The organism is Streptomyces fagopyri (genome assembly GCF_009498275.1).
In the GTDB taxonomy this organism is placed as follows: Bacteria; Actinomycetota; Actinomycetes; order Streptomycetales; family Streptomycetaceae; genus Streptomyces; species Streptomyces fagopyri.
The window spans coordinates 2,497,724-2,521,071 of sequence record NZ_CP045643.1 but is presented as its reverse complement, the minus strand read 5'-3'; the positions used below and the strand labels follow the sequence as shown (position 1 = coordinate 2,521,071).

The following is a 23,348-nucleotide window of genomic DNA, read 5'->3' as shown; positions in this document are numbered from 1 at the left end:
TGACTGTGCGTACACCGTGTACATCAGGTGAAGCGACGGCACCATATGTGTGGAGGTGCGCCCTGCCGCCACTCCTCCGCTACCCGACCGTGGACGAACTCGGCGCCCGTGCCGCCGCGCTCGTCGCCCGCCGTCCGGCGGACGCCCGGTTGCGCCGCGTGGGCACGTCCCGGGCCGGCACACCCCTCTGGCTCCTGTCCGTCGGGCACGGCCGCCGCCAGGCCCTCGTCGTCGCCGGACCGCACGCCAACGAACCGGTGGGCGGCGCCACGGTCCTCCGCCTCGCGGAACGGGTGCTCGCCGACCCCCGGCTGCGCGACGGCGCGGACGCCACCTGGAACCTGCTGCTCTGCCTCGACCCCGACGGCTCCCGCCGCAACCAGGCGTGGCTGTCCGGCCCCTACACCCTCGGCCGCTACTTCCGGCACTTCTTCCGCCCCGGCTTCCTCGAACAGCCCGAGTGGCTGCCCGAGGGCGCGGACGGCGTGACGCTGCCCGAGACCCGCGCCCTCCTCGACCTCCAGGACGAACTGAGGCCCTTCTTCCAGTGCTCCCTGCACGGCGTCGACGTCGGCGGCGCCTTCGTCGAGCTGACCCGCGAGCTGCCCGGCCTCGCCCAGCGCGTCGCCCACACCGCCGCCCGGCTCGGCATCCCGCGCGAGCTGGGTCCGTACGACACCCTCTACTGGCCGGCCCTCGGGCCCGCCGTCTACCGCATCCCGCCGCCGCACCGCGGGGACCTGGCCGCCGCGATCACCGAGGCCGCCGTGGAGTCCACCTGGTTCCATCCACACCGCCACGGCACCGTCACAGCGGTCGTCGAGGCACCCATGTGGGGCGTGGCGGCCGTGGAGGACGCCACCCGGCCCGCCGACGCCGACGCGGTGCTGCGCTCCGTCAGTCACACGCTGCGCCACGACACCCGCGTCCTCGAAGGCATCCTCGGGCGCGTGCGCCCCGGCCTCGGAACCGCTCCGGACGCGGCCCGTCTCCTCGCGCCCGTCGACGACTATTTACTGGTCGGCCCCGGCCTCGCGGACTCCTGGGACCCCGATCTGCGGGACTCCGGCTCCCGGCCACTGCCGTCGCTGGGCACCGCCCGGCTGATGTCCCTGCGCCTCGCCGGGCGGCGGGTCGCCCTGCGCACGGCCGGCCTGCTGCACCAGCTCGTCACCGGTTCCGGGCACGACCCGCGCGAGGCGCTGCCGGAACTGGACCGGCTGATCGACGGTTGGTGCGCCGACTACCGCGAAGGCTGCGGGGCACGCTGGATCCCGGTCGCGCGCCAGGTCGAGTACCAGGCGCGCGTGGTGATCGCCGCGTTCGAACTCGCCGGGCGGTACGCACCGGTGGGTTCCCCTTCGGGTGAGACGGGGTGGAGTCCACAGGCCGCGCTGCCGATGCACCGGGAATGACGAGAATCACCGAAGCGCTGCGCGGCGCCCTGACGGTCGCGGCGGCTCTGCTCACGACCGCGGCGGCCCCGGCACCGGCGACGTCCCAGCAGGCCGTCCCCGGCAACTGGCTCCAGCTCACGCTCACCCCGGGCGAGGTCTCGCCGCCCGCCCTCCCACCCTCGCGGGCACCCTTCCGGACGGAGGGCGTCCCCGGTACCGGCATCGGTGGCACCGGCACCGTCAGCCCCGGTACCGGCACCGGCATCGGTAGCCCCGGTACCGGTACCGGCGTTCCCGGCACCCGCGGCGCCCTCCTGCTCTGCGACCCGCCCCAGGGGCACCCTCACGCGGCACGGGCCTGCGCGGAACTCGCCGCCGCCGAGGGCGACATCGGCCGGATCCCGGACACGCCGGGTGTCCTGTGCCCCATGATCTACGCACCGGTCACCGCCGCCGCGCGCGGCGCGTGGGACGGCCGCCCGGTCACCTACACGCACACCTTCGCGAACTCCTGCGTGATGGGCGCCGCCACGGGCGCGGTGTTCGACCTGGAGTAGCTCAGGCCGCGTTGTCGCGTGCGTGCAGGGCCGCCGCGACCACCGTGCGGGACTGGTGCTCGACCTGGTGCTCCAGGGGGACCCAGCGGGCGCCGAAGTGTTCGGCGAAGGCGTCGCTCCAGGACGCGACGAGACGTTCGAGGCGCGGCGCCGCCCGGTCGTCGGCCTCCTGGAGGACGCGCAGCAGCATCGCGGCGGCCCTGAGCGGCAGCCGGCGCCCGAACGCGTCCACACTGCCGACGTACGCCTTCGTGGTGTCCGCCGGCGGCGTACGGACCCAGTCGTCGGCCAGCCCCGGCACCAGCTCCAGCGCCCATTTCGCGGCACGCAGGAGCGGTCCGTCGGGGCCGGGCAGCCGCGGCACGACCTCCGTCAGCACCGTCTCCACCTGCCGCGCGTCCAGCCGCAGCCGGCGGGCCAGACCCCGCATCGCCGCGGCCGGCGCCGGATGCTGCGCGGGGTCGCCCACCAGATCGCTGGCCCACATCGGGACCTCCACGACCGCGGTCAGACCTCCGTACCGGTGCGCGTGGTACCAGGTGCTGTGCCGCGCGTCGTCGGGCATGCTCGGATAGGCCGCGTCCGAGCCGGGGGCCGGCATCACATGCACCCCGGGCCCGGAGGCCGGCCAGCCCGCGGCGTCCGACGCGCCCGTCTCCACCGGGATGTGCAGCTCCGCCGCGGACTTGGCGAACGGCTCGGCGAGCCCCGGGATGTCCTTGGTCAACTGCACCCAGCTGCCGCCGAGATCGGTGCCGTGCAGGGTCGCCTGGAGGTAGGGACGCAGCTCGTCGATGACCCGGGTGAGGGCGCGGGTCTCCGGCGGCAGCCGGTCCGGCGGCAGTACGGACGGCGACCACTCCGGCTGCTCGGGTCCGGCCGGACGGAAGAAACCGAGGTGGTAGTCGAGCAGGGTGCGCGGCGCCGGTGTCACATGCAGGCTCGCCCCGTCCGGGTCCGCGCAGAGCAGGAAGTGCCACGAGGTGTCGGTCCGTAACTCCACGTCGTACAGCACGCGTTCGGCCAGGGACAGCAGCGTCGAACCACCGGCGGGTTCGTTGGCGTGAGCCCCCGCGACGACCAGGACCGCGCGCTGTGCGTGACCGACGGACAGCAGGTGGAGCGGCCGGCCCGCGCGGGAGACCCCGATCTGTCTGAGCGTGCTCAGGCCAGGCCGGTGGGCCGCCAACGCCCGTGCGGACGCGACGATTTCGGACACACTGGGGTAGCGCAGCTCCTGCAGGAGACTCACCCCCGACTTGTCCGCCCTGCGTCGCCTTCCGCAGTACTCCACGGACGGGGACAACTGTCAAGCAGAGTGCGGGGAGCCCCCGGGGACGCCGGGTGGAGTCCACCGCCGGCGACGGGCGCGCGCACCGCCGAAAGACGGAGGTCCCGCCGGGGCGGCCGTGGGTCTCCCGCGACTGCCGGGACCCGGCGGCCGGCCTCCGGCGTCACCCGTGCGGGTGTACGGGGGCTGTCCGGCGGGCCGCGGAACGGGGCTCCGGTGAGGCGACCGGGCGCCACACCCGGGCGCGCCGAAGCGACGCGGACCGTGCGCGGCGACACGGCGCGGACCGTGCGACGGCGCGGACCGTGCGAAGACGCGACCGTGGACCGCGCGCCCCGCCGGCCGTCCGGCCTCCCCGGCGCCGGGTTCCCGGTCCGCCGCGGAGGCCTGGTCAGCCGCCTGCCGTGTGGTCCGCGGGACCGCGTTCGCCGACGCGCTCCAGCAGTGCCACCGGCAACCGCTCGAAGAGCTCCGTCATGCGCGCGTGGCCCGTGAACTCCCGTCCCGGGGTGAGCAGATCCACCCAGCGCCCCACGGGCAGCGCGAGACGCGTGTCGCGCCAGCCGCCCTCGTCCGACAGCCGCGACGACAGCCGGGTGACCGCCGAGACCACCTCCCCGGAGCGCGCGAACGCCACGCAGTGTCCGGCACCCGGACCCGCCGCGGTCAGCGGCGCGTACGACGCCTTGTCGCCGAAGACGTCGGGGCGCCGCCCGCGCAGCCGGAGCGCCGCTGTGGTGAGTGCCGCCTTCTCGGAGACCTCCCCGTCACCCCGCGCCGAAGGCCGCGGCGGTACGAACGGCTTCCGGTTGTCCGGGTCCACCAGCGCCAGGTACTCGTCCTCGGTGCCCTGGTAGACGTCCGGCACCCCCGGCATGGTCAGCTGCACCAGGGCGGCCCCCAGGACGTTCGCCCGGACGTGCGGCGCGAGCCCCGCGCGGAAGTCGGCCACCCGCCTCCCGGGTTCCCCGCAGGGGCCGGCCGCGACGAACTCCGCGACCGCCGCCTCGTACGCGGGGTCCTGCTCGGTCCAGGCGGTGTGCAGGCCCGCCTCCCTGGCGTGCTTCAGGAGCGCGCCCTGGACGCGGTCCGCGTCGGCCGGGCCCAGCCCGAACACCGTCTGCCACGCCGCCCACGCCAGCTGACGGCCGGCCGCGTCCGCCGCTCCCTCCGGCGTGACCTCGGCGAGGAGGTCGCCCCACCGGCGCGGGCACTGGGTGAGCACGGACAGGGCCGCGCGCACGTCCGCGCTGCGTTTCGTGTCGTGGGTGGACAGGGCCGTTCCGGTGCCGGGCCAGTCGCGTTGCAGGCGCGAGCAGTAGGCGTGGAAGTCCTCGGGGGAAACGGCCGGAGCCCCCGGGTCGCCGCCCACCTCGTTGGCCGACAGCAGGGGTACGTAGCGGTAGAACGCCGTGTCCTCGACGGACTTGGCCCGCAGGGCCGAGGAGGTCTGGGCGAACCGCGCCCGGAACTCCGCGTGTTCAGGTCCGTCCCCGCCCCGCCCGAGGACCAGGTCCCGTACGACGTCCACGGCGTGCGCCTCCTCCGGCACGGTGAAGACCGCCCGGGCCTCGGCGGCGGCCTCCGCGGTGACGACGGCGGAGGCGTCCGTGGAGGGATACGGCCGGTAGACGTCGACCCGCACGAGGAGTTCGCGCAGCGCGGCACCCAGGGCCCAGGGAGCGTGGTCGCGCAGGGCCGGGTCGAGGGAGCGGGCGCACAGGCGCTCCGCCACCCGCGTGAGGCGGTCGAACTCGGTGGCCAGCTCCTGTGTGATCACCTTGTACGCAGCGCGGCGTACCGTCGCCTCCCAGGAGCCGCCCTGATCGGCCCGCGGGGCCGCGAACCGCCGGTACTGGACGAGGAGTTCATCCGCACCCGCCGGGTCCGTGAAGAGGCCGTCGACCTGCCGCAGCGCGTCGTAGCCGGTGGTGCCCGCGACCGGCCAGGCGGCGGGCAGCGGCTCGCCGTCCGCGAGGATCTTCTCGACGACCGTCCAGCGTCCGCCGGTCGCCTCGTGCAGACGGCGCAGATACGCGTCCGGGTCCGCCAGGCCGTCCGGATGGTCGACGCGCAGCCCCTCGACCACGCCGTCGGCCAGCAGCTCCAGGATCTTGCCGTGGGTCGCGGCGAACACCTCCGGGTCCTCGACACGCACCCCGACGAGTTCCGAGATGCTGAAGAACCGGCGGTAGTTCAACTCGGTGCGGGCCAGCCGCCACCAGACCGGGCGGTACCACTGAGCGTCCAGGAGCTGTGGCAGCGGCAGCTCCCGCGTGCCCTCGCGCAGCGGGAACACGTGGTCGTGGTAGCGCAGTACGTCGCCGTCCACCTCGAACCGGTCGATCTCCGTGCCGAGGCGGCCGCCGAGCACCGGCAGCAGCAGCCGCCCGCCCTGCGCGTCCCAGTCGATGTCGAACCAGCGCGCGTAGGGCGACTGGGGCCCCTCGCGCAGCACCTCCCACAGCGGGTGGTTGTGGCGCGGGGTCATGGCCATGTGGTTGGGCACGATGTCCACGACCAGCCCGAGCCCGTGCGCGCGCGCCGTGCGGGCCAGGGAGCGCAGCCCCGGTTCGCCGCCCAGTTCTTCCCGTACGCGGGTGTGGTCGACCACGTCGTAGCCGTGCGCCGAGCCCGGGACGGCCTCCAGGACGGGGGACAGGTGCAGATGGGAGACGCCGAGCGACGCCAGGTACGGCACGGCGGCCTCGGCGGCGGAGAAGGGGAACCCCGGTTGCAGCTGGAGCCGGTACGTTGCGGTGGGCGCGGCGGGAACCGTCGAGTCCGGGATCTCCCGTTCGGGACGCTCAGGTGTCATGGGAACCTACGTACCCCTCTCACCCGGTTTCGTGACATCGGCGCCCGCATACGGGTCCGCGCGGCACCGGACCCCGGACAACCCCGGACACGGAAGCCCCTGGCGCGTGCCCCGTGGCCGCGCCGGAGCCGCCGGGGGGCCGCCCGGTCGGTCCCCGTCCGGCCGGGACCGGCCGGACGGCAGCCGGGACGGTCTCCGGACCCGGCCGGGCCGCTCCGCCGGACGGCGGGGCACCCCGCCGTCCGGCGATCCGCTGATCCATCGATCCGCCGCGGAGCCTCAGAGGTCCTGGGCGGGCCGTTGCAGCACCGTCAGGCTCCGGTCGATCAGGGTCAGCCGGTCCCCGGCCTGGACCTTGGCGCCGGTGCCCGGCACGGGGCCCTCCGGGAGGGCGGTGTCGACCACCACCTGCCACTGCCGTCCGTGGTCGACGGGCACCACGAACTCCAGCGTCCTCGGCGAGGCGTTGAACAGGAGAAGGAAGGAGTCGTCGGCGATGTGCTCCCCGCGCGGGCCCGGTTCGGAGATCGCGTTGCCGTTGAGGAAGACGGACAGCGCGTGTGTCTGCGTCGCCCCCCAGTCCTGCTGGGTCATCTCGGCGCCCGCCGGGGTGAACCACGCGATGTCGGACAGTTCGTCGTGCGTGCCCTGGACCGGACGGCCGTGGAAGAAGCGGCGGCGCCGGAAGACCGGGTGGTCCCGGCGCAGCCACACCATCGCGCGGGTGAAGTCGAGCAGTTCGCCGCCGTCCTGCGGCCACGGCACCCACGCGAGCTCGCTGTCCTGGCAGTACGCGTTGTTGTTGCCGCCCTGGGTGCGGGCGAACTCGTCGCCGTGGCTGAGCATCGGCACACCCTGGGAGAGCATCAGCGTCGCGATGATGTTGCGCCTCTGACGGGCCCGCAGGGCGAGCACGTCCTCGTCGTCGGTCTCGCCCTCGACCCCGCAGTTCCACGAGCGGTTGTGACCCTCGCCGTCGCGGTTGTCCTCTCCGTTGGCCTGGTTGCGCTTGTTGTTGTAGGAGACGAGGTCGTTGAGCGTGAACCCGTCGTGGCAGGTGACGAAGTTGATGGAGGCGAGCGGACGGCGGCCGTCGTCCTGGTAGAGGTCCGAGGACCCCGTCAGCCGGGAGGCGAACTCGGCGAGCGTGCGCGGCTCCCCGCGCCACAGGTCACGGACGGTGTCGCGGTACTTGCCGTTCCACTCCGTCCACAGCGGGGGGAAGTTGCCCACCTGGTAGCCGCCCTCGCCGACGTCCCAGGGCTCGGCGATCAGCTTCACCTGGGAGACCACCGGGTCCTGCTGCACCAGGTCGAAGAAGGACGACAGCCGGTCCACCTCGTGGAACTGCCGGGCCAGCGTCGCCGCGAGGTCGAAGCGGAAGCCGTCGACGTGCATCTCGGTGACCCAGTAGCGCAGCGAGTCCATGATGAGCTGGAGCACGTGCGGGGAGCGCATCAGGAGGGAGTTGCCGGTGCCCGTGGTGTCCATGTAGTAGCGGGGATCGTCCGCCAGACGGTAGTACGAGGCGTTGTCGAGACCCCTGAAGGACAGCGTCGGGCCGAGATGGTTGCCCTCGGCCGTGTGGTTGTAGACCACGTCCAGGATGACCTCGATCCCGGCCTCGTGCAGCGCCCGGACCGCGGACTTGAACTCCAGGACCTGCTGGCCGCGATCGCCCCAGGAGGCGTACGTGTTGTGCGGGGCGAAGAAGCCGATGGTGTTGTAGCCCCAGTAGTTGTTGAGCCCCATGTCCACCAGACGGTGGTCGTTCACGAACTGGTGCACCGGCATCAGTTCCAGTGCCGTCACGCCCAGTTCCGTCAGGTGCTCGATGATCGCGGGGTGCGCGAGTGCCGCGTACGTGCCGCGCAGTTCGTCGGGCAGTGCCGGATGCTGCATCGTGAGGCCTTTCACATGGGCCTCGTAGATGACGGTGTGGTGGTACTCGGTGCGCGGGCGCCGGTCGTCACCCCAGTCGAAGTACGGGTTGACCACGACCGACGTCATGGTGTGCGGCGCCGAGTCCAGGTCGTTGCGCTTGTCGGGGGACCCGAAGGGGTAGCCGTACACCTCCTCGCCCCAGGTGATCGAGCCACTTATCGCACGCGCGTACGGATCGAGCAGCAGCTTGGCGGAGTTGACGCGCTGTCCGCGCTCGGGCGCGTACGGCCCGTGCACCCGGAACCCGTACCGCTGTCCGGGCATGATCCCGGGCAGGTACGCGTGCCGTACGAACGCGTCGCTCTCGCGCAGTTCCACCGCCGTCTCCGAGCCGTCGTCGTGCAGAAGACACAGCTCGATCCGGTCGGCGGCCTCCGAGAAGACCGCGAAATTGGTACCGGCGCCGTCGTACGTGGCACCGAGTGGATATGCCTCACCAGGCCAGACCTGCATGGATACGACTCTCCCAGTAGTGCCGCGCCCCGGGGGGCGACTCCGAAGCGAGTCTCCCCGAAAGTGATGGAACCTCCTATGACTTACGTCCCTCTTACCCGCTGACCAGGCATACGTCGTATGCCGAACCAGAGGTACTCAAGACGCTCCTAGAGAAACAGGGGGAGTAGGGGGAAATGTGCGCAAGATAGTGCACCGCCATCTGGGAAAAGTGGTGGCCGGTGCGGCCATCGCGGTGGCCGGGACGGCCGTGATGGTCGGGATCACCCTGCCGGGCTCGGCGGGGGCCGAAGAACCGGGCCGGGGCTCGGCCGGAGCCGCCCCCGGGCAGGCGGGATCGGGGCAGGAACAGGGACAAGGGCAGTCGGCCGTGCGGCCCGGCGTCGTCGAGCGGGCCCCGGCGCAGGGCGACAAGGGCACCGGCCGTGACCCGCTGACCGACGACGAGACCGCCCGCGTCGAACGGATCGCGGTGAACCGGCAGTTGTTCGGTTCCAGTGAGAACGTCGAGGGGGGCCGGGGCCCGCAGCGCATCGGTGTCGACCTCGCCGAGCCGGAGGAGAACGAACTCGACGACCCCGGGGCACCGCGCCGCGCGGACGTCACGTTCTACGACTACCGCAACGACACGCTCGTCACCCGGACCGTCAACCTCGACACCGGGAAGGTGGAGCGGACGGACACCCAGCACGGGGTCCAGCCGCCACTGGGCCGCGACGAGATGACCGAGGCGGCCGAACTGCTCATCGCCGACCCGCTCGGCGCGGGCCTGCGGGCCGACTACAAGGACGCCACCGGCAAGGAACTCACCTCGCCCGACCAGCTCACGCTGAACAGCATGGTCTACCGGGCGACCCCGGGCGCCCAGCCCGGCCTCCTCGCGAAGTGCGGCGAGCACCGCTGCGTGAGGCTCTTCCCGAAGGTCAGGAACGGGTCCTGGATCGACAGCCGTGACCTGGTGATCGATCTGAGCGCCCGCAAGGTCGGCAAACTCGGCTGACGCCCGCGTCCGCCTCTGCGAAGCGGCGCCGCGTCCACCGTCATCCTCTCCAACTCCCTTCTTCCGCATGCTCTCGCGAGGAGTCCCTTCGTCATGCGCGTGAACAGAAACAGCCGTGCCCGCAGCCGGGCGGCGGTGGGCCTGTCGGTGGCCGCGCTGGCCGTCGGCGCCACGACGGCCGCGGGTCCGGCCGTCGCCCAGCAGAAGTCCGCCCCGGCGGCAGCGGCCAGTTGCAGCACGGCCTACAAGATCGAGCAGAAGCTCTCCACCGGCACCACCTGGCGCATGTGCTGGCACTACGAGAGCGAGGCCGGGCTCGTCCTGGAGAACATCTCGTACCAGCCCAAGGGCGAGGCCCAGCCGATCAAGGTCCTCACCAGCGCCAAGCTCGGCCAGATCCACGTCCCCTACGACGACGGCAAGGCCGAGTACGACGACCTGACGGGTGCCGGCTTCGGCCAGGGCCTGATGAAGATGGCGCCGGGCGAGTGCCCCGGCGGCACCATCAAGACGGTGAAGATCCCCAATGCCTGGGACCCGCAGCACCCGAACGTCAACGGCCTGTGCACCACGACCCGTTCGCGTGGTCACGCCTACCGCATGGAGGCCGACACGGGGAACAAGGTCTACCAGACCCAGGGCAAGGACCTGTTGATCTACACCGTCAACAAGGTCGGCTGGTACGAGTACATCACCGAGTGGCGCTTCCAGGACGACGGCGCCGTCAGCATGAACATCGGCGCCACCGGCAGCCTCTCGCCCGGCGACTACGACGCGGGCGACGGCCGCGGCTGGCCCATCGGCAACGGTGCGAGGGCGTACGCCACCAGCCACAGCCACAACGTCTTCTGGCGGCTCGACTTCGGCCTGGACGGCTCCTCCAAGAGCAAGATCGAGCAGTACGACTCGGTGGTCAGCCCGCCCCGCAACGGCAACGAGGGCCCGACCAACAAGACCACCCGCACCAAGATCACCAAGGAACTCGCGGGGGACGCGAAGAACATGCGCTGGTGGCGCGTGGTCAGCGCCACCGGCAAGAACAAGGACAACCACGCCCGCTCCTACGAGATCGTCCCCGGGGCCACCACCAAGTACCTCGGCCGCAGCTTCACCAAGCACGACCTGTACTTCACCGAGTACAAGAAGTGCGAGCAGTTCGCCAGCAACAACCTGCTCAACTGCGGAGCGGGTGCGGGCAGGTCCGTCGACAAGTACGTCAACGGGCAGACCCTCACTCACCCCATCGTCTGGGTCAACGTGGGCTTCCACCACATCGCGCGCGACGAGGACCAGCAGCCCATGCCGGTCCACTGGCAGGGCTTCTCCATCGCTCCGCGCGACGTCACAGCTATGAATCCGCTCACTCCGCCGGAGCTGGCCGACCAGAACGGGCATGTGGAAAACGGTAGTTGAGAAACGACCTGTCCATCGGGCTGCACCGCCCGCCGCTCCCGGAGTACCCTTCCTTGATCGTTGAGTGGGGCTGGCCCCACGGGAGAGCTCGGGGGAGCGGAAGGCGGTGCGCGGGTGGGCTCGGGAGGGCTGGAGTTGCCTCCTGGTGACGAGGGTCACGAGGGGAACTCCACAGATGTCCCACCCGGCGCGGTGTCCCTGGCGCGGCCGATGGAGATGGGATCCATCGGACCGGAACTGGACTGGGGCGCCGACGCCTGGCGCGAGGTGCGTACGCGCGCCCAGCGGGCCGGGCGCGCCTACATCTGGCTGAACCTGGTCGAACAGCGGCTGCGCGCGGTCGTGGCCGCTGTTCTGCGCCCCATCTACGAGCCCGTCCACGGCGACGACTGGGTGGTCGCGGCGGCGGGCCCCGCCGGACAGGAGTGGGTGCAGCGCGCGGTCGCCGTGCGCGAGGTCAGCCGGCGCAAGGGCTACCTGCTCGACCCCGCCGACGACAACGTGCTGAGCTTCCTGACCCTGCCGCAGCTGCGCGAGCTGATGGTGCAGCACTGGCCGTGCTTCGAGCCCTACTTCGACGAGCGCCGGGACGTCGAACTCGCCCTGGACGAGCTGGAAGTCACCCGGAACGTGGTCTCGCGCAACCGGGCCCTGTCCGAGGCGGTGCTGGGCCAGGCCGAGCGGGCCGCCGGAAAGCTCCTGGGGATACTCGGTGCCGGCAGCGACACCCCCTCCGCGCGGAGGCTGCCCGTCGACGCCGTCGAGGACCTGGTCGGCGACCGGTACGCGGACGTGGTCGGGGTCCACTCCGACCGGGTGAGGCTGCTGCGGCAGTTCCCCGCGGAGGACCTCTTCGGTGGAGCCCGCCGCCTCGACGCCATCGGCATCGGCCTGAACCTGCTGGTGCAGAACTTCTCCGGGCGGCGGCTGGTGCGGCTCGCCGAGTCCGGCTGCCGGGTCAGGCTGCTGTTCCTCAACCCGGCCTCCAGCGCGGTCAAGCGCCGCGAGCGCGAACTCGCCATCAAGCGGGGTGAGCTGAGCCGGGCCGTCGAGATGAACATCCTGCACATGCGGAGAGTCCGGGCCCGGCTGCGGGACCCGGGCGCGTTCGAGATCCAGGTGTACGACGAGACACCGCGCTTCACGGCCTATCTCGTCGACGGCGACGGCTCGGACGGCGTGGCCGTCGTGCAGTCGTATCTGCGTCGCGCGCGTGGCATGGAGGCGCCGGTGCTGGTGCTGCGCGGCGGCAGCCGGGTGGTCAAACCGGACGAGATCGGCGAAGAGGGGCTCTTCCCGACATACCGCGAGGAGTTCGAGGTGGCCTGGGCCGATTCGCGGCCGGTGTCCTGAAGTGTCGCTCCTCCCCGGAAGCGGAACGCGGTCCTCGGGTTGTCAGTGGCTCGTGCGATCGTGGAGACCACTGGGGGAAAGCACCACGAAGAAGGGGGGCCGCCGATGGGCTGGCACCAGGAGCTGCTGATCGGCTTCGACCTGGAGACGACCGGGACCGATCCGCGCGAGGCGCGCATCGTCACGGGCGCCGTGATCGAGGTCAGAGGCGGAGAACCGCTGGGGCGCCGGGAATGGCTGGCCGATCCGGGCGTGCGGATCCCGGCCGACGCGGTCGCGGTGCACGGGATCTCGAACGAGCGTGCCGCCGCGGAGGGCCGCCCCGCCGACCAGGTCGCGGACGCGATCGCGGAGGTCCTCGTCGGGTACTGGAAGACGGGCGTCCCGGTGGTCGCGTACAACGCCGCGTTCGATCTGACCCTGCTCTCCGCCGAGCTGCGCAGGCACGGACTGCCCTCGCTGCGCGAGCGGCTCGGCGGGAGCGACCCCGCCCCGGTCATCGACCCGTACACGATCGACCGGTCCGTCGACCGCTACCGCCGCGGCAAACGCAACCTCGAAGCGGTGTGCACGGAGTACGGGGTGGAGCTGCGCGCGGCCCACGACGCCTCGGCCGACGCCCTCGCCGCGGCCCGGCTCGCCGGGGCGATAGCCGGCCGCCACCCGAAGGTCGCGGCTCTCGGCCCGGCGGAGCTGCACCGCCGCCAGATCGAGTGGTACGCCGAGTGGGCGGCGGACTTCCAGAGCTTCCTGCGCCGCAAGGGTGACGCGGACGCGGTGGTCGACGGGACCTGGCCGCTGCGGGACCTGGCCGACGAGCGGGTCTGACCCCCGACCGGCCCCAGGGATCCGCGGTACCCGGGCAGGGAAGCGGCTCGGGCGGGCGACGCGCGGCGGGCGACGGGCTCGAGTCGAGACTCGCGGTCCCCGGCCCGGCAACGGGCGTGGCGCGACGGCCGGAGCGGGACCCGTGCCGGTCAGGACGGGTGGCCCCTTCCCCGAGACGGCGGGCGCGGTCCGGGACGCGGCGCTCGGCGTCGACGGCGAACCGGACGGCCCGGGAGCCCGGAACGGGGGACCGTGAAGCTCCCCACGGTGCCGGATCGGACGGCGCGGCGGGCCGCCAGGAAGATCCGGGGTGTCAGAACGGGTACCAGCGCACCGACTCGTCCCCGTCCCGCAGCGACGCCACCCGGCGTTCGAACTCGGCCAGCGCCTTGGGACTGGCCGGGGCGTGCTGGGCCACCCACGCACAGCTCGCGGTCTCCCGCGCACCCCGCAGCACGGAACAGCCCTCCCACGCGCGCACGTCCCAGCCGTAAACGCGGGTGAAGGAGTCGTAGGCGTCGGCGGGCAGCCCGTAGCGGTCCCGGGAGAGCGCCATGACCACCAGATCGTGCTCGCGCAGATCGGCGGAGAAGGTCTCCAGGTCGACCAGGACCGGGCCGTCGGGACCGACATGCACGTTGCGCGGCAGCGCGTCACCGTGGATCGGGCCCGGGGGCAGGTGCGGTGTGAGCGCGGCGGCGGCGGACGCGAAGCCGTCGCGCCGGGCGCGCAGAAATGCCGCGTCCCCGGGGTCGATCGCGTCGCCGGCGAGACGCAGCCAGCGCTCCACACCGCCCAGCAGCTCGCGGGGCGGCAGGGAGAAGGGGGGCGAGGGCAGTGCGTGCACCACCCGGAGCAGTTCGGCCAGATCGCGCGGCTCGGCGGGGCGCACGGGCGCCGCCAACCGGTGCCACACCGTCACCGGATGACCGTCCACCAGCAGCGCCTCGGCCTCGGCCGCCCGTACCGCGGGGACGTCCGCGTCGGCGAGCCAGGCCGCGATGGCCAGCTCCCGCCGGGCACGGTCGAGGAGTTCGGCGTCCCGGCCGACCTTGACCACCAGGTCACCGGCGGCGAACACCGCGTTCTCGCCCAGGGCGAGGAGGCCGGCCTCCCCGGCCGGCCCCGGCAGCACGCCCGCCGCGGCCAGTACGTCCCGCGCCCGTGCCTCGTCCATCCGTCGCCTCCGTCTCCTCGCGCGGTGCCCGCGCGGTCCCCGCGTCCGCGCGGCGCGGTCCGCACGGGGCCCTCGCGCACGGCGTCGCGTTCACGCCATCCGTCGCCAGTCTCGCATTCGCACAGGTCGGGGCCGCGTGCACGGTGTCTTGACGGTGTCCGCCGCCTTCACGACCATGACGAGGGCCGCCGGGACGGCCGGACCCGCACGACCCGCCCGAAGGAGCCGTGTCCATGACCTTGGCGAGCGCGACGAGTCGGCCGGCCGGGCACGCGCCCCGCCGGGGCGGGGCCCGGCGCCCTCCCGATCACGGGGCCTGGTTCCTGGTGCTGCCGGCGCTGATCCCGATCCTGGTGCTCAGCGTCGGACCGCTGCTGTACGGGATCGCGCTGGCGTTCACCGACTCCCAGTCGGGCCGTACCGCCCCCACCCGGTGGATCGGGGGCCTCAACTTCCAGGACCTGCTGCACGACACCCTGTTCTGGGACTCGTTCCGGATCGGTCTGCTGTGGGCGGTCGGGGTGACCGTGCCCCAGTTCCTCCTCGCCCTCGGACTCGCCCTCCTGCTGCACCAGGAGCTCCGCTTCCGGTGGCTCGCCCGCGCCCTGGCGATCGTCCCGTGGGCCATGCCCGAGGTCGTCGTCGGCATCATCTGGCGACTCGTCTACAACCCCGACGCGGGCGTCCTCAACGAGACGCTGCACGACCTCGGCCTCGGCGACGGCCGTGACTGGCTCAGCGGCCTCGGCACCGCGCTGCCCGCGGTGATCGTCGTCGGCGTCTGGGCGGGCATGCCGCAGACCACGGTCGCGCTGCTCGCCGGACTCCAGAACACCCCGCGCGAACTCCACGAGGCGGCCGCGATGGACGGCGCGGGTGCCTGGCGCCGCTTCCTGACCGTCACCTGGCCCGCCCTGAGACCGGTCGCGCTCGCCATCACGGCACTCAACCTGATCTGGAACTTCAACTCCTTCGCCCTGGTCTACGTACTGACCAACGGCGGTCCCGGTGGCCGCACCCGCCTGCCGATGCTCTTCGCGTACGAAGAGGCCTTCCGATACGGACAGTTCGGCTACGCGGCGGCGATGGGCTGTGTGATGGTCGCGGTGATCTCGGTGATCCTCGCGATACGGCTGGCGGTCCGGCTGGGCGGGGGCGAGGACACGTGAGGGCCGGCAAAGGAGCCCGCGCGGGCCAGTACATCGCGCTGCTGGGCTATCTCGTCTTCCTGGGCTTCCCCTTCCTGTGGCTGATCTCCACCGCGTTCAAACCGGCCCGCGAGCTGGCAGCCCTGCACCCCGGCTGGATCCCCCGGCACCCCACCCTCGCCAACTTCCGGCAGGCCTTCGACGAACAGCCCCTGCTGCACGCGGCACTCAACTCCCTGTTCGCCGCGCTCGGCGCCGCGGTGATCGCCGTACTGATCGCGACCCCGATGGCCTACGTCATGGCACGCCGGCGCACCCCGCTCGCGAGGGCCGCCACCGGCTGGGTCGTGGTCAGCCAGGCGTTCCCGTTCGTCCTCGTGATCATCCCGCTGTTCCTGATCCTCAAGAACCTCCACCTGATCGACTCCCGGGCCGGTCTGGTCATGGTGTACGTGGTGTGGGCGCTGCCGTTCGCGCTGTGGATGCTGGTGGGCCACGTACGGGCCGTGCCCGCGGAGTTGGAGGAGGCCGCCGCGGTCGACGGGGCGGGACGGGTGCGCACGCTGGTCTCCGTCACCGCGCCGCTGCTCGCGCCCGGCATCGTGGCGACGGCGCTGTTCGCCTTCGTCAGCGCGTGGAACGAGTTCTTCTTCGCGCTCGTCCTGCTCAAGACGCCGCGGAAGCAGACGCTGCCGGTCGTCCTGACGCACTTCATCGGGGCGGAGGGGGTCGCGGACCTCGGCCCGCTCGCCGCCGCGTCGTTCCTCGCGACCCTGCCGTCGCTGGTCGTCTTCGCGGTCATCCAGAAGCGGATCACGGGCGGCGTGTTCGCCGGGGCGGTGAAGAGCTGATGCGGACGAGACTGCTGACGGTCCTTGCCGTCCTCGGCCTGTTGCTCACCTCGTGCACGCACGGTGGGGGCGGACCGAGAGGAGTGATCACCCTCCGATTCCAGTCCCTCGCCTGGCAGCAGGAGTCCGTCGCCGCCGACAAGGAACTGGTGAAGGAGTGGAACGACGGTCACCCCGGCGTCAAGGTCGAATACGTGCAGGGGAGTTGGGACAGCGTCCACGATCAGCTGCTCACCTCCTTCGAGGGCGGTGAGGCGCCGGACATCATCCACGACGCCTCGGACGACCTGGCGGACTTCGCGTACGGCGGCCGTCTCGCGGATCTGCGCGGTCTGCTGTCGGAGCGGCTCACGGCCGACATCCCGCCGCGGAGCTGGGCGGCGGGGACCTTCGGGGCAGGGGTCTACGGCGTGCCGTTCCTCCAGGAGCCGCGCGTCCTGATCGCCGACACCGAGTGGCTGAAGAAGTCGGGCGTCCGCATTCCGACCCCCGAACACCCCTGGAGCTGGGGCGAGTTCCGCACGGTCGCGAAGCGGCTGAGCGGCAAGGGCGGCTACGGGGTCGCATGGCCGCTCAGGGAGCCCGTCTCGGCGACGCTCAACCTCTCCCTCTCCGCGGGGGGAAGGCTGTTCCACCGGGGCCCGGACGGCAAGGTGACCGTGCGTTTCGACGAGGCCGACGCCGTGGTCCCGAGGACCGTGCACGACGAGGTGAACACGGACGGGAGCGCGTCGGGCGCGACGCTCGGCATGGGCGGCTCGGACACGCTGCCCGGGTTCTTCGGCGGCAGGTACGCGATGGTGGCGCTCGGGTTCTCCTACCGCCAGCAGATCGCGCAGCAGGCCCCCAAGGGCTTCCGCTGGCAGGTGCTGCCCGCCCCGGCCGGCGCGGACGGCCTCACCCAGGGGGTGAGCCCGCAGACGCTGTCCGTCGCGGCGGACAGCCCGCACAAGAAGGAGGCCGCCGCGTTCATCGACTTCCTGCTCCGGCCGGAGAACATGGTCCGGCTCGCGCTCGGGGACTGGATGCTGCCCACGGGGACTCGGGCCCTGGAGGACCCCGCCCTGCACACCGCCGAGAACGGCTGGGCGACGGGCACCGCCCTCGCCGCCCACCTCCGCCCGGCGCCCGCCCAGTCCGTGCGCGGCTACCCCGAGTGGAAGGACAAGGTCGCGACCCCCGCCTTCCAGGAGTACTACAGCGGGGCGATCGACCTGGCCGAACTCCGCAGACGCCTGGTGCGGGACGGCAACCTGGTGCTGGCCCGCTACCAGCGCTGAGCGACCTGCCGGCAGCGGGCGGCGGGCGGTGCGCGTGCATGAGGTTGCACGAGACGTCTCGTCTCGCCTACGGTCGGGACATGACCGTCCGACGCGCCCACATCGCCATGTTCTCCATCGCCGCCCACGGGCATGTGAACCCGAGCATCGAGGTGATCCGGGAGCTCGTCGCGCGCGGGCACCGGGTCACGTACGCCGTTCCGCCCGCCTTCGCCGAGCAGGTCGCCGCGACGGGAGCGGAGCCCAGGACCTGGCACTCGACGCTGCCGACCGACGACGACCCGGACGCGTGGGGGACCGAGACGATCGACCACCTCGAAACGTTCCTGGCGGACGCTCTGCAGGCCGAGCCGCAGCTCGCGGCCGCCTACGAGGGTGACGAGCCGGACCTCGTGCTCTACGACATCACGGCCTACCCGGCCCGGGTCCTCGCCCACCGCTGGGGTGTCCCGATCGTGCAGCTCTCCCCGAGCACGGTCGCCTGGGAGGGGTACGGGGAGGAGGTCGGCAGGGCGGTGTTCGAACCGCTCATGCGGACACCGCGCGGGCGGGCCTTCTACGAGACCTTCGCCCGCTGGATCGCCGGAAACGGCATGGATCTGAGCGTCGAGGACTTCATGGGCCGCCCCGACCGCTGTCTCGTCCTCATCCCCCGGGCCCTGCAGCCGAACGCCGACCGTGTCGACGAGGCGCGCTACACCTTCGTCGGCGGCTGCCAGGGCGATCGTGCCGCCCAGGGGGACTGGCAGCGGCCCGAGGACGCCGAGAAGGTGCTGCTCGTCTCGCTGGGCTCCAGCTTCACCAAACAGCCGGCGTTCTACCGCGAGTGCGTGAAGGCCTTCGGCGATCTGCCCGGCTGGCATGTCGTGCTGCAGATCGGCGGGTTCGTCGACCCCGCGGAGCTGGGGGACGTGCCGGGCAACGTGGAAGTACGCCGGTGGGTACCCCAGTTGGCGATCCTGCGCCAGGCCGACGTCTTCGTCACGCACGCCGGTGCGGGCGGCAGCCAGGAAGGTCTGGCCACCGGCACACCGATGGTCGCCGTACCGCAGGCCGTCGACCAGTTCGGCAACGCCGACATGCTCCAGGCGCTCGGAGTCGCCCGCCATGTACCGATGGCGGAGGCGACGGCCGGCGTACTGCGCGAGGCGGTCCTCACCCTCGCCGGCGACCCCGAGGTGGCGCGCCGCCTGCGGGACATCCGCGAACGGATGGCGAAGGAGGGCGGAACCCACCGGGCCGCCGACCTCATCGAGGCCGCGCTGCCCGGAGACGCGTAGCCGGCGCGGACTCCGCCGCCGCCCATGGCGAAGGGCCCGTCGGTCCCTCCCCGGTGGGGACCGACGGGCCCTGTCGCGGCCGGAGTTACACCCCGGCCCGCTCGTCCTGCCTGGCGGGCGGCAGCACGGCCTCCGGCGACTCGTCGTGGGTGAGGTCCGGCAGACGGTTCAGCCACTTCGGCAGATACCAGTTGCGCTCGCCGAGCAGTGCCATCACGGCCGGCAGCAGCACCCCGCGGATGATCGTCGCATCGATGAGCACCGCGGCCGCCAGGCCCACGCCCATCTGCTTCATGGACTGCATGGACAGCGTCCCGAAGATCGCGAACACGGCGACCATGATGACGGCGGCGCTGGTCACGACACCGGCGGTGGTGACCACCCCGTGCCGGATCGCGTCCTTGGTGTCACGCCCCCGCAGCCGTGCCTCACGGATCCGCGAGACCACGAACACGTGGTAGTCCATCGAGAGCCCGAAGAGGATCACGAAGAGGAACAGCGGCAGCCAGGTGACGATGGCGCCCACACCCTCCGCGCCCACCAGCGAGGCACCCCAGCCGTGCTGGAAGACGGCGACCAGGATGCCGTACGCGGCCGCGACCGACAGGAGGTTGAGCACGATCGAGGTGATCGCGATCGTCAGCGAGCGGAACGAGAGCAGCATCAGCAGGAAGGCGAAGACGACCACGAACGCGAAGACCGGGGCCACCGAGCCCACCAGCTGGTCGTTGAAGTCGTGTGATCCGGCGACCTGTCCCGTGATCGGTGCCTGGACCCCGTCCACCTTGCCGAGCGTCGCGGGCCGCACCGTGTCGCGCAGCAGCTCCAGGCTCTTCTCCGCCTTGTCCTGGTCGGAGCCGCCCACGAGCGGGACGTACACGAAGGCGACGTTCTGCGCCGCGTGCACCTTGATGTCGACCGGGCCGCGCGACGCACCCGAACTGATCGCCCGGGTACGGAAGTCGGCGAGCGCGGACCGCACGTCGGCGGCGTTGATGTCGTGTGCCTTGACGACCACCTCGGCCGGCTCGGAACCGCCGGGGAAGGCGTCGTTGACCCGGTTGTACGTTCCGACGATCGGCAACGAGTCGCCGAACTCCTTGTCCAGCGTGAGCTGCTGGGTCTTCATACCGAGGGCGGGTGAGGCGATGGCGAGCAGCACCCCGGCCGCCACGACCAGGGAGAGGCCGGGCCTGACGAGCACGACCCGCAGCACGGCGCCCCAGAAGCGGCTGCCCTCCTGTCCCGGCGCGCGGTTGTCCCGGCGGCCGCCGGTGCCACGCTTCTCCCGGTGCAGGAACGGGATGCGGCCCTTCTCCACCCGCTCGCCGAGCAGCGACAGCAGCGCGGGCAGCACGGTGACCGAGCCGACCATGGCGACCGCCACGACCATCAGCGAGGCCAGTCCCATCGCCTCGAACTCGGCGAGTCCGGTGAAGAGCATGCCGGCCATCGCCACGCAGACCGTGACACCGGAGACGACGATGGCGCGGCCGCTGGTCGCGGCGGCGATCCGCAGCGCGGTCTGCGCGTCCCGGCCGGCCTCGCGCTCCTCGCGCTCACGGCGCAGATAGAACAGGCAGTAGTCGACCCCGACGGCCAGACCCACCAGCAGCATCACGGAGTTGGCGGTGTCGCTCATCGGCTGCAGATGGCTGACGATGCCCATCAGACCCATCGTCGCCACGATCGCGGTGACCGCGAGCGCCACCGGGAGCAGCGCCGCCACCAGCGCGCCGAAGGCGATCAGCAGGATGCCGAGGGCCACGGGCACGGCGGAGAGCTCCGCCTTCTGGAAGTCGTCGCCGAACGCGTCGTCGAAGGTCTTCTGCATGCTGGCGCCGCCGATCTCCTCGATCCGCAGCCCCGCGTGCTCCTTCTGCACCCCCTTGACGGCGTCCAGCACCGGCGCGACCCGATCGCCGGCGGTCTCCGAGTCGCCCCGCATGTCGAACTGCACGAGGGCGCTGCGGCCGTCCTTCGAGATCGTCTTCGTGTCGTACGGCGAGGTCACCGCCGTGACCTTGCCGGTCGCGCCGACGGCCTGGACGACAGCGGTGACGGCGCTGTGGAACTCGGCGTCCGTGGAGGTGACGTTCCCGTCCTTCGCCTGGATCAGGACGCTCTCACTGGCGGGTTCCTTGATCCCCGAGTCCTCGATGATCTTCGCGGCGGTGTGCGTCTCGCCCTTGAGCTGATCGCTCTCGTTGACGTCCACACGGCCCGCCGCCGAGCCGAGCCCCATCGCCAGTACGACGAACAGCACCCAGATTCCGACGGCGGCCCATCGGTGCCGGGCGCTCCAACCGCCTGCCCGCGCGGCGATGCCCCGCACCCGTATGTCTCCGTTCCCCATGACGGGCCATCCCCTTTGTGCGCGGTGACAGCCCCTGCCGCCACCTTTCGTTATGAAGGTATGGCCCGGACGGGCCGGTCTCCTCGTACTGCCCGGTGAACCGTCCGGCCCCCGGCTCCTCCCCGCGGACCCCGCCGTCTCCGCACTGGGGAGGATAGAAGCCCCTTACATACAGGGAGGGTTCTCGGGGATCCGGGTCAGGGTGCGGGTGTTGGTGCGGGTGCGCCGGACGGCCGTCCTAAGGTGAAGGGATGACGACGACGTACGCGGCGCTGCTGCGCGGGATCAACGTGGGCGGCAACAAGAAGGTGCCGATGGCCGAGCTCCGTACCCTTCTGCAGCGGCTCGGCCACGGTGGCGTGGGCACCTATCTCCAGAGCGGGAACGCCTTCTTCTCCTCCGGCCGGGGTGACGAGGACTCCCTCGCGGCGGAGTTGGCCGAGGCCGTCGAACGGCACTTCGGCTTCACCGTCGAGGTACTGGTCCGCGACCACGCCTATCTGAGGGCCGTACGGGAGGCGTGCCCGTTCCCGGCCGCCGAGCTGGAGGCCAAGCAGGTGCACGTCACCTACTTCTCCGCCCCGGTCGACCCCGGGCGATTCGCGCCGGTCGACCCGGCGGCCTTCCTGCCGGAGGAGTTCCGGCTCGGCGACCGCGCGCTGTACCTGTACGCCCCCGACGGCCTCGGACGCTCCAAGCTGGCCGAGGCCCTGGCCAAGCCGAGGCTCCTCAAGGGCCTCACGGCCACCACCCGCAACTGGAACACCGTCGTCAAACTCGAGGAGCTGACCGGTGCCTGACCACGATTTTGCCGTGGAGGCGGCCATCGAGGGCGAGCTGAGCCTGCTCGACGCGGAGGTCCGCCGCTCGCCGGAGCGGCTGGGAGCCCTGCTGCACCCCGGCTTCCGCGAGTTCGGCGCCTCGGGCCGGGTGTGGGACCGCGCCTCGATGCTCGTCCACCTGACCTCGACGACGGGACCGGGGTCACGGCCCATCACCGCCACCCGTATGAAGGGGGTCCAGCTGGCACCGGACCTGGTCCACATCACCTTCGACACGGAGGGCGACAACGGACGTCTGGTGCACCGGAGTTCACTGTGGTCACGGACGCCCGACGGCTGGCGGCTCTACTTCCACCAGGGAACACCGTTCAGCGCGGAGCCCCCGGACGCGGAGTGATTTTCCGTACGCCCCGGCAGGCGGCGCACCAGGCGATCTCGTCCAAGTGCGTGGCGGGGCCGCGGAGGCCCCGGGCGGGTGCCCCGGCGCGGCCCGCAGCACACGCGGCGGTTCCGTCACGTACCGCGTCCCGGCGTCCTCGCGCGGCCGCTCCCCAGGGGACCACGTGGGCGAAGCGCCGACAAGGTCAACCCAGAGCCCGCATGTCCTCGGCGGTCAGCCGTACCGCGGCCGCGTCGAGGTTCTCCTCCAGGTGGACGAGTGATCCCGTACCCGGCGTCGGACAGAGCACCGGGGAACGGTGCAGCAGCCAGGCGAGCGCGATCTGGCCCGGTGTCGCCCCGTGCGCGGCGGCGATCTCCGTGCGGACCCCTCCGGCGGTGAGGGAGCCGTTGCCGAGGGGGAACCACGGCAGGAACGCGATTCCGCGCGTCTCGCACAGCTCCAGCAGCGGTTCCGAGTCCCGGTCGAGCAGGTTGTAGCGGTTCTGGACCGCCGCGATGTCGGTCAACTTCAGCGCCGCACACAGCTGTTCGGCCGTCACGGTGTCGAGTCCGACGTGCCGGATCTTCCCCTCGGCGCGCAACTCGTCCAGCACGCCCAGTTGTTCGGCCATCGGCACCCGCGGGTCAAGTCGGTGCAGCTGGTACAGACCGATCGTGTCGAGCCGCAGCCGCCGCAGACTCGCCTCGCACATCGCCCGCAGCGTCTCCGGCCGCCCGGACACGTGCCACGTGCTGTCGCCGGTGCGGACGACGCCGCCCTTCGTGGCGATCAGCAGATCCCCGGGGTAGGGGCGGAGTGCCTCGGCGACCAGTTCCTCCGCCACCGACGGGCCGTAGTTGTCGGCGGTGTCGATCAGCGTGACCCCGCGCTCGACGGCCCGCCGCAGTACGGCCACCGCGGCCCGGGCGTCCCCGCGCGGGCCCCAGTACCCCGGGCCCGTCAGCTGCGCCGTGCCGTAACCGAGTCTCCGTACCGGCAGCTCCCCGCCGAGCACGAACCGCTGAGAGATCATCCGAC

At 72.1% G+C, this 23,348-nt stretch carries 18 protein-coding genes; 12 read left to right on the top strand and 6 right to left on the bottom strand.

The genetic code is table 11. The annotated features are described in order from the left end of the window. Nucleotides 1-47: 47 nt before the first annotated feature. Together GFH48_RS10725 and GFH48_RS10720 are read left to right on the top strand one after the other, a co-directional pair. Nucleotides 48-1,415 (top strand): M14 family zinc carboxypeptidase, encoded by a 1,368-nt coding sequence (locus GFH48_RS10725; RefSeq protein WP_153288041.1) that lies wholly within the window; start codon nucleotides 48-50, stop codon nucleotides 1,413-1,415. After that, the gene (locus tag GFH48_RS10720) at nucleotides 1,412-1,954 is read left to right on the top strand and encodes an SSI family serine proteinase inhibitor (protein WP_153288040.1); all 543 of its coding nucleotides are present in this window, start codon (nucleotides 1,412-1,414) and stop codon (nucleotides 1,952-1,954) included. Before GFH48_RS10725 ends, GFH48_RS10720 begins: the two co-directional genes overlap by 4 nt. 1 nt (nucleotide 1,955) lies before the next feature. On the opposite strand, the gene GFH48_RS10715 is transcribed toward GFH48_RS10720, so the two are convergent. The 3 genes from GFH48_RS10715 to glgX form a co-directional block, all read right to left on the bottom strand. Continuing rightward, nucleotides 1,956-3,206, bottom strand: coding sequence for a M14 family zinc carboxypeptidase (locus tag GFH48_RS10715; RefSeq protein ID WP_153288039.1), 1,251 nt, complete (start codon nucleotides 3,204-3,206; stop codon nucleotides 1,956-1,958). Between the two features lie 430 nt (nucleotides 3,207-3,636). Beyond that, nucleotides 3,637-6,063, bottom strand: a complete 2,427-nt coding sequence (treY, locus tag GFH48_RS10710; protein ID WP_153288038.1) for a malto-oligosyltrehalose synthase — start codon at nucleotides 6,061-6,063, stop codon at nucleotides 3,637-3,639. A gap of 279 nt (nucleotides 6,064-6,342) precedes the next feature. Next, nucleotides 6,343-8,460 (bottom strand): glycogen debranching protein GlgX, encoded by a 2,118-nt coding sequence (glgX, locus tag GFH48_RS10705; protein ID WP_153288037.1) that lies wholly within the window; start codon nucleotides 8,458-8,460, stop codon nucleotides 6,343-6,345. Nucleotides 8,461-8,638: 178 nt separating this feature from the next. Between glgX and GFH48_RS10700 the strand changes: the two genes are divergently transcribed. The 4 genes from GFH48_RS10700 to GFH48_RS10685 all read left to right on the top strand — a co-directional run bounded on the left by GFH48_RS10700 (nucleotide 8,639) and on the right by GFH48_RS10685 (nucleotide 13,054). Further along, nucleotides 8,639-9,460 (top strand): Tat pathway signal sequence domain protein, encoded by an 822-nt coding sequence (locus GFH48_RS10700; RefSeq protein WP_153288036.1) that lies wholly within the window; start codon nucleotides 8,639-8,641, stop codon nucleotides 9,458-9,460. A 93-nt stretch (nucleotides 9,461-9,553) separates the two neighbouring features. Then, nucleotides 9,554-10,873, top strand: a complete 1,320-nt coding sequence (locus GFH48_RS10695) for a copper amine oxidase (RefSeq protein WP_153288035.1) — start codon at nucleotides 9,554-9,556, stop codon at nucleotides 10,871-10,873. A gap of 114 nt (nucleotides 10,874-10,987) precedes the next feature. Then, complete coding sequence (locus GFH48_RS10690) at nucleotides 10,988-12,226, top strand: SAV2148 family HEPN domain-containing protein (protein WP_153288034.1); 1,239 nt, start codon at nucleotides 10,988-10,990, stop codon at nucleotides 12,224-12,226. A 105-nt stretch (nucleotides 12,227-12,331) separates the two neighbouring features. Continuing rightward, nucleotides 12,332-13,054, top strand: coding sequence for a 3'-5' exonuclease (locus tag GFH48_RS10685; protein WP_153288033.1), 723 nt, complete (start codon nucleotides 12,332-12,334; stop codon nucleotides 13,052-13,054). A 313-nt stretch (nucleotides 13,055-13,367) separates the two neighbouring features. On the opposite strand, the gene GFH48_RS10680 is transcribed toward GFH48_RS10685, so the two are convergent. Next, nucleotides 13,368-14,231, bottom strand: a complete 864-nt coding sequence (locus GFH48_RS10680; protein WP_153288032.1) for a phosphotransferase enzyme family protein — start codon at nucleotides 14,229-14,231, stop codon at nucleotides 13,368-13,370. A 233-nt stretch (nucleotides 14,232-14,464) separates the two neighbouring features. Between GFH48_RS10680 and GFH48_RS10675 the strand changes: the two genes are divergently transcribed. Genes GFH48_RS10675 through mgt form a run of 4 tightly spaced genes read left to right on the top strand, consistent with a single transcriptional unit; the run spans nucleotide 14,465 to nucleotide 18,790 of the window. Further along, nucleotides 14,465-15,400, top strand: coding sequence for a carbohydrate ABC transporter permease (locus GFH48_RS10675; protein ID WP_153288031.1), 936 nt, complete (start codon nucleotides 14,465-14,467; stop codon nucleotides 15,398-15,400). After that, nucleotides 15,397-16,230 carry a carbohydrate ABC transporter permease gene (locus GFH48_RS10670; protein ID WP_153288030.1) on the top strand — a complete coding sequence of 278 codons (834 nt, stop codon included), beginning with the start codon at nucleotides 15,397-15,399 and terminating at the stop codon, nucleotides 16,228-16,230. Before GFH48_RS10675 ends, GFH48_RS10670 begins: the two co-directional genes overlap by 4 nt. Then, the gene (locus tag GFH48_RS10665) at nucleotides 16,230-17,510 is read left to right on the top strand and encodes an ABC transporter substrate-binding protein (RefSeq protein ID WP_153288029.1); all 1,281 of its coding nucleotides are present in this window, start codon (nucleotides 16,230-16,232) and stop codon (nucleotides 17,508-17,510) included. The genes GFH48_RS10670 and GFH48_RS10665 overlap by 1 nt, the downstream gene beginning before the upstream one ends. A 38-nt stretch (nucleotides 17,511-17,548) precedes the next feature. Next, a complete protein-coding gene (gene mgt, locus GFH48_RS10660; protein WP_153288028.1) occupies nucleotides 17,549-18,790 on the top strand; it encodes a macrolide-inactivating glycosyltransferase in 1,242 nt (413 codons plus the stop codon). A gap of 85 nt (nucleotides 18,791-18,875) precedes the next feature. Here the strand turns inward: mgt and GFH48_RS10655 are convergent, their stop codons facing one another. Next, nucleotides 18,876-21,146 carry an MMPL family transporter gene (locus GFH48_RS10655; RefSeq protein WP_153288027.1) on the bottom strand — a complete coding sequence of 757 codons (2,271 nt, stop codon included), beginning with the start codon at nucleotides 21,144-21,146 and terminating at the stop codon, nucleotides 18,876-18,878. Between the two features lie 251 nt (nucleotides 21,147-21,397). Here GFH48_RS10655 and GFH48_RS10650 point away from each other — a divergent pair, with 251 nt between their 5' ends. Beyond that, nucleotides 21,398-21,946, top strand: a complete 549-nt coding sequence (locus tag GFH48_RS10650) for a DUF1697 domain-containing protein (protein ID WP_153288026.1) — start codon at nucleotides 21,398-21,400, stop codon at nucleotides 21,944-21,946. Continuing rightward, complete coding sequence (locus tag GFH48_RS10645; protein ID WP_153288025.1) at nucleotides 21,939-22,325, top strand: nuclear transport factor 2 family protein; 387 nt, start codon at nucleotides 21,939-21,941, stop codon at nucleotides 22,323-22,325. Before GFH48_RS10650 ends, GFH48_RS10645 begins: the two co-directional genes overlap by 8 nt. Nucleotides 22,326-22,512: 187 nt before the next feature. Here GFH48_RS10645 and GFH48_RS10640 read toward each other — a convergent pair whose 3' ends face one another. Then, the gene (locus GFH48_RS10640) at nucleotides 22,513-23,343 is read right to left on the bottom strand and encodes an aldo/keto reductase (protein WP_153288024.1); all 831 of its coding nucleotides are present in this window, start codon (nucleotides 23,341-23,343) and stop codon (nucleotides 22,513-22,515) included. Nucleotides 23,344-23,348: the final 5 nt, after the last annotated feature.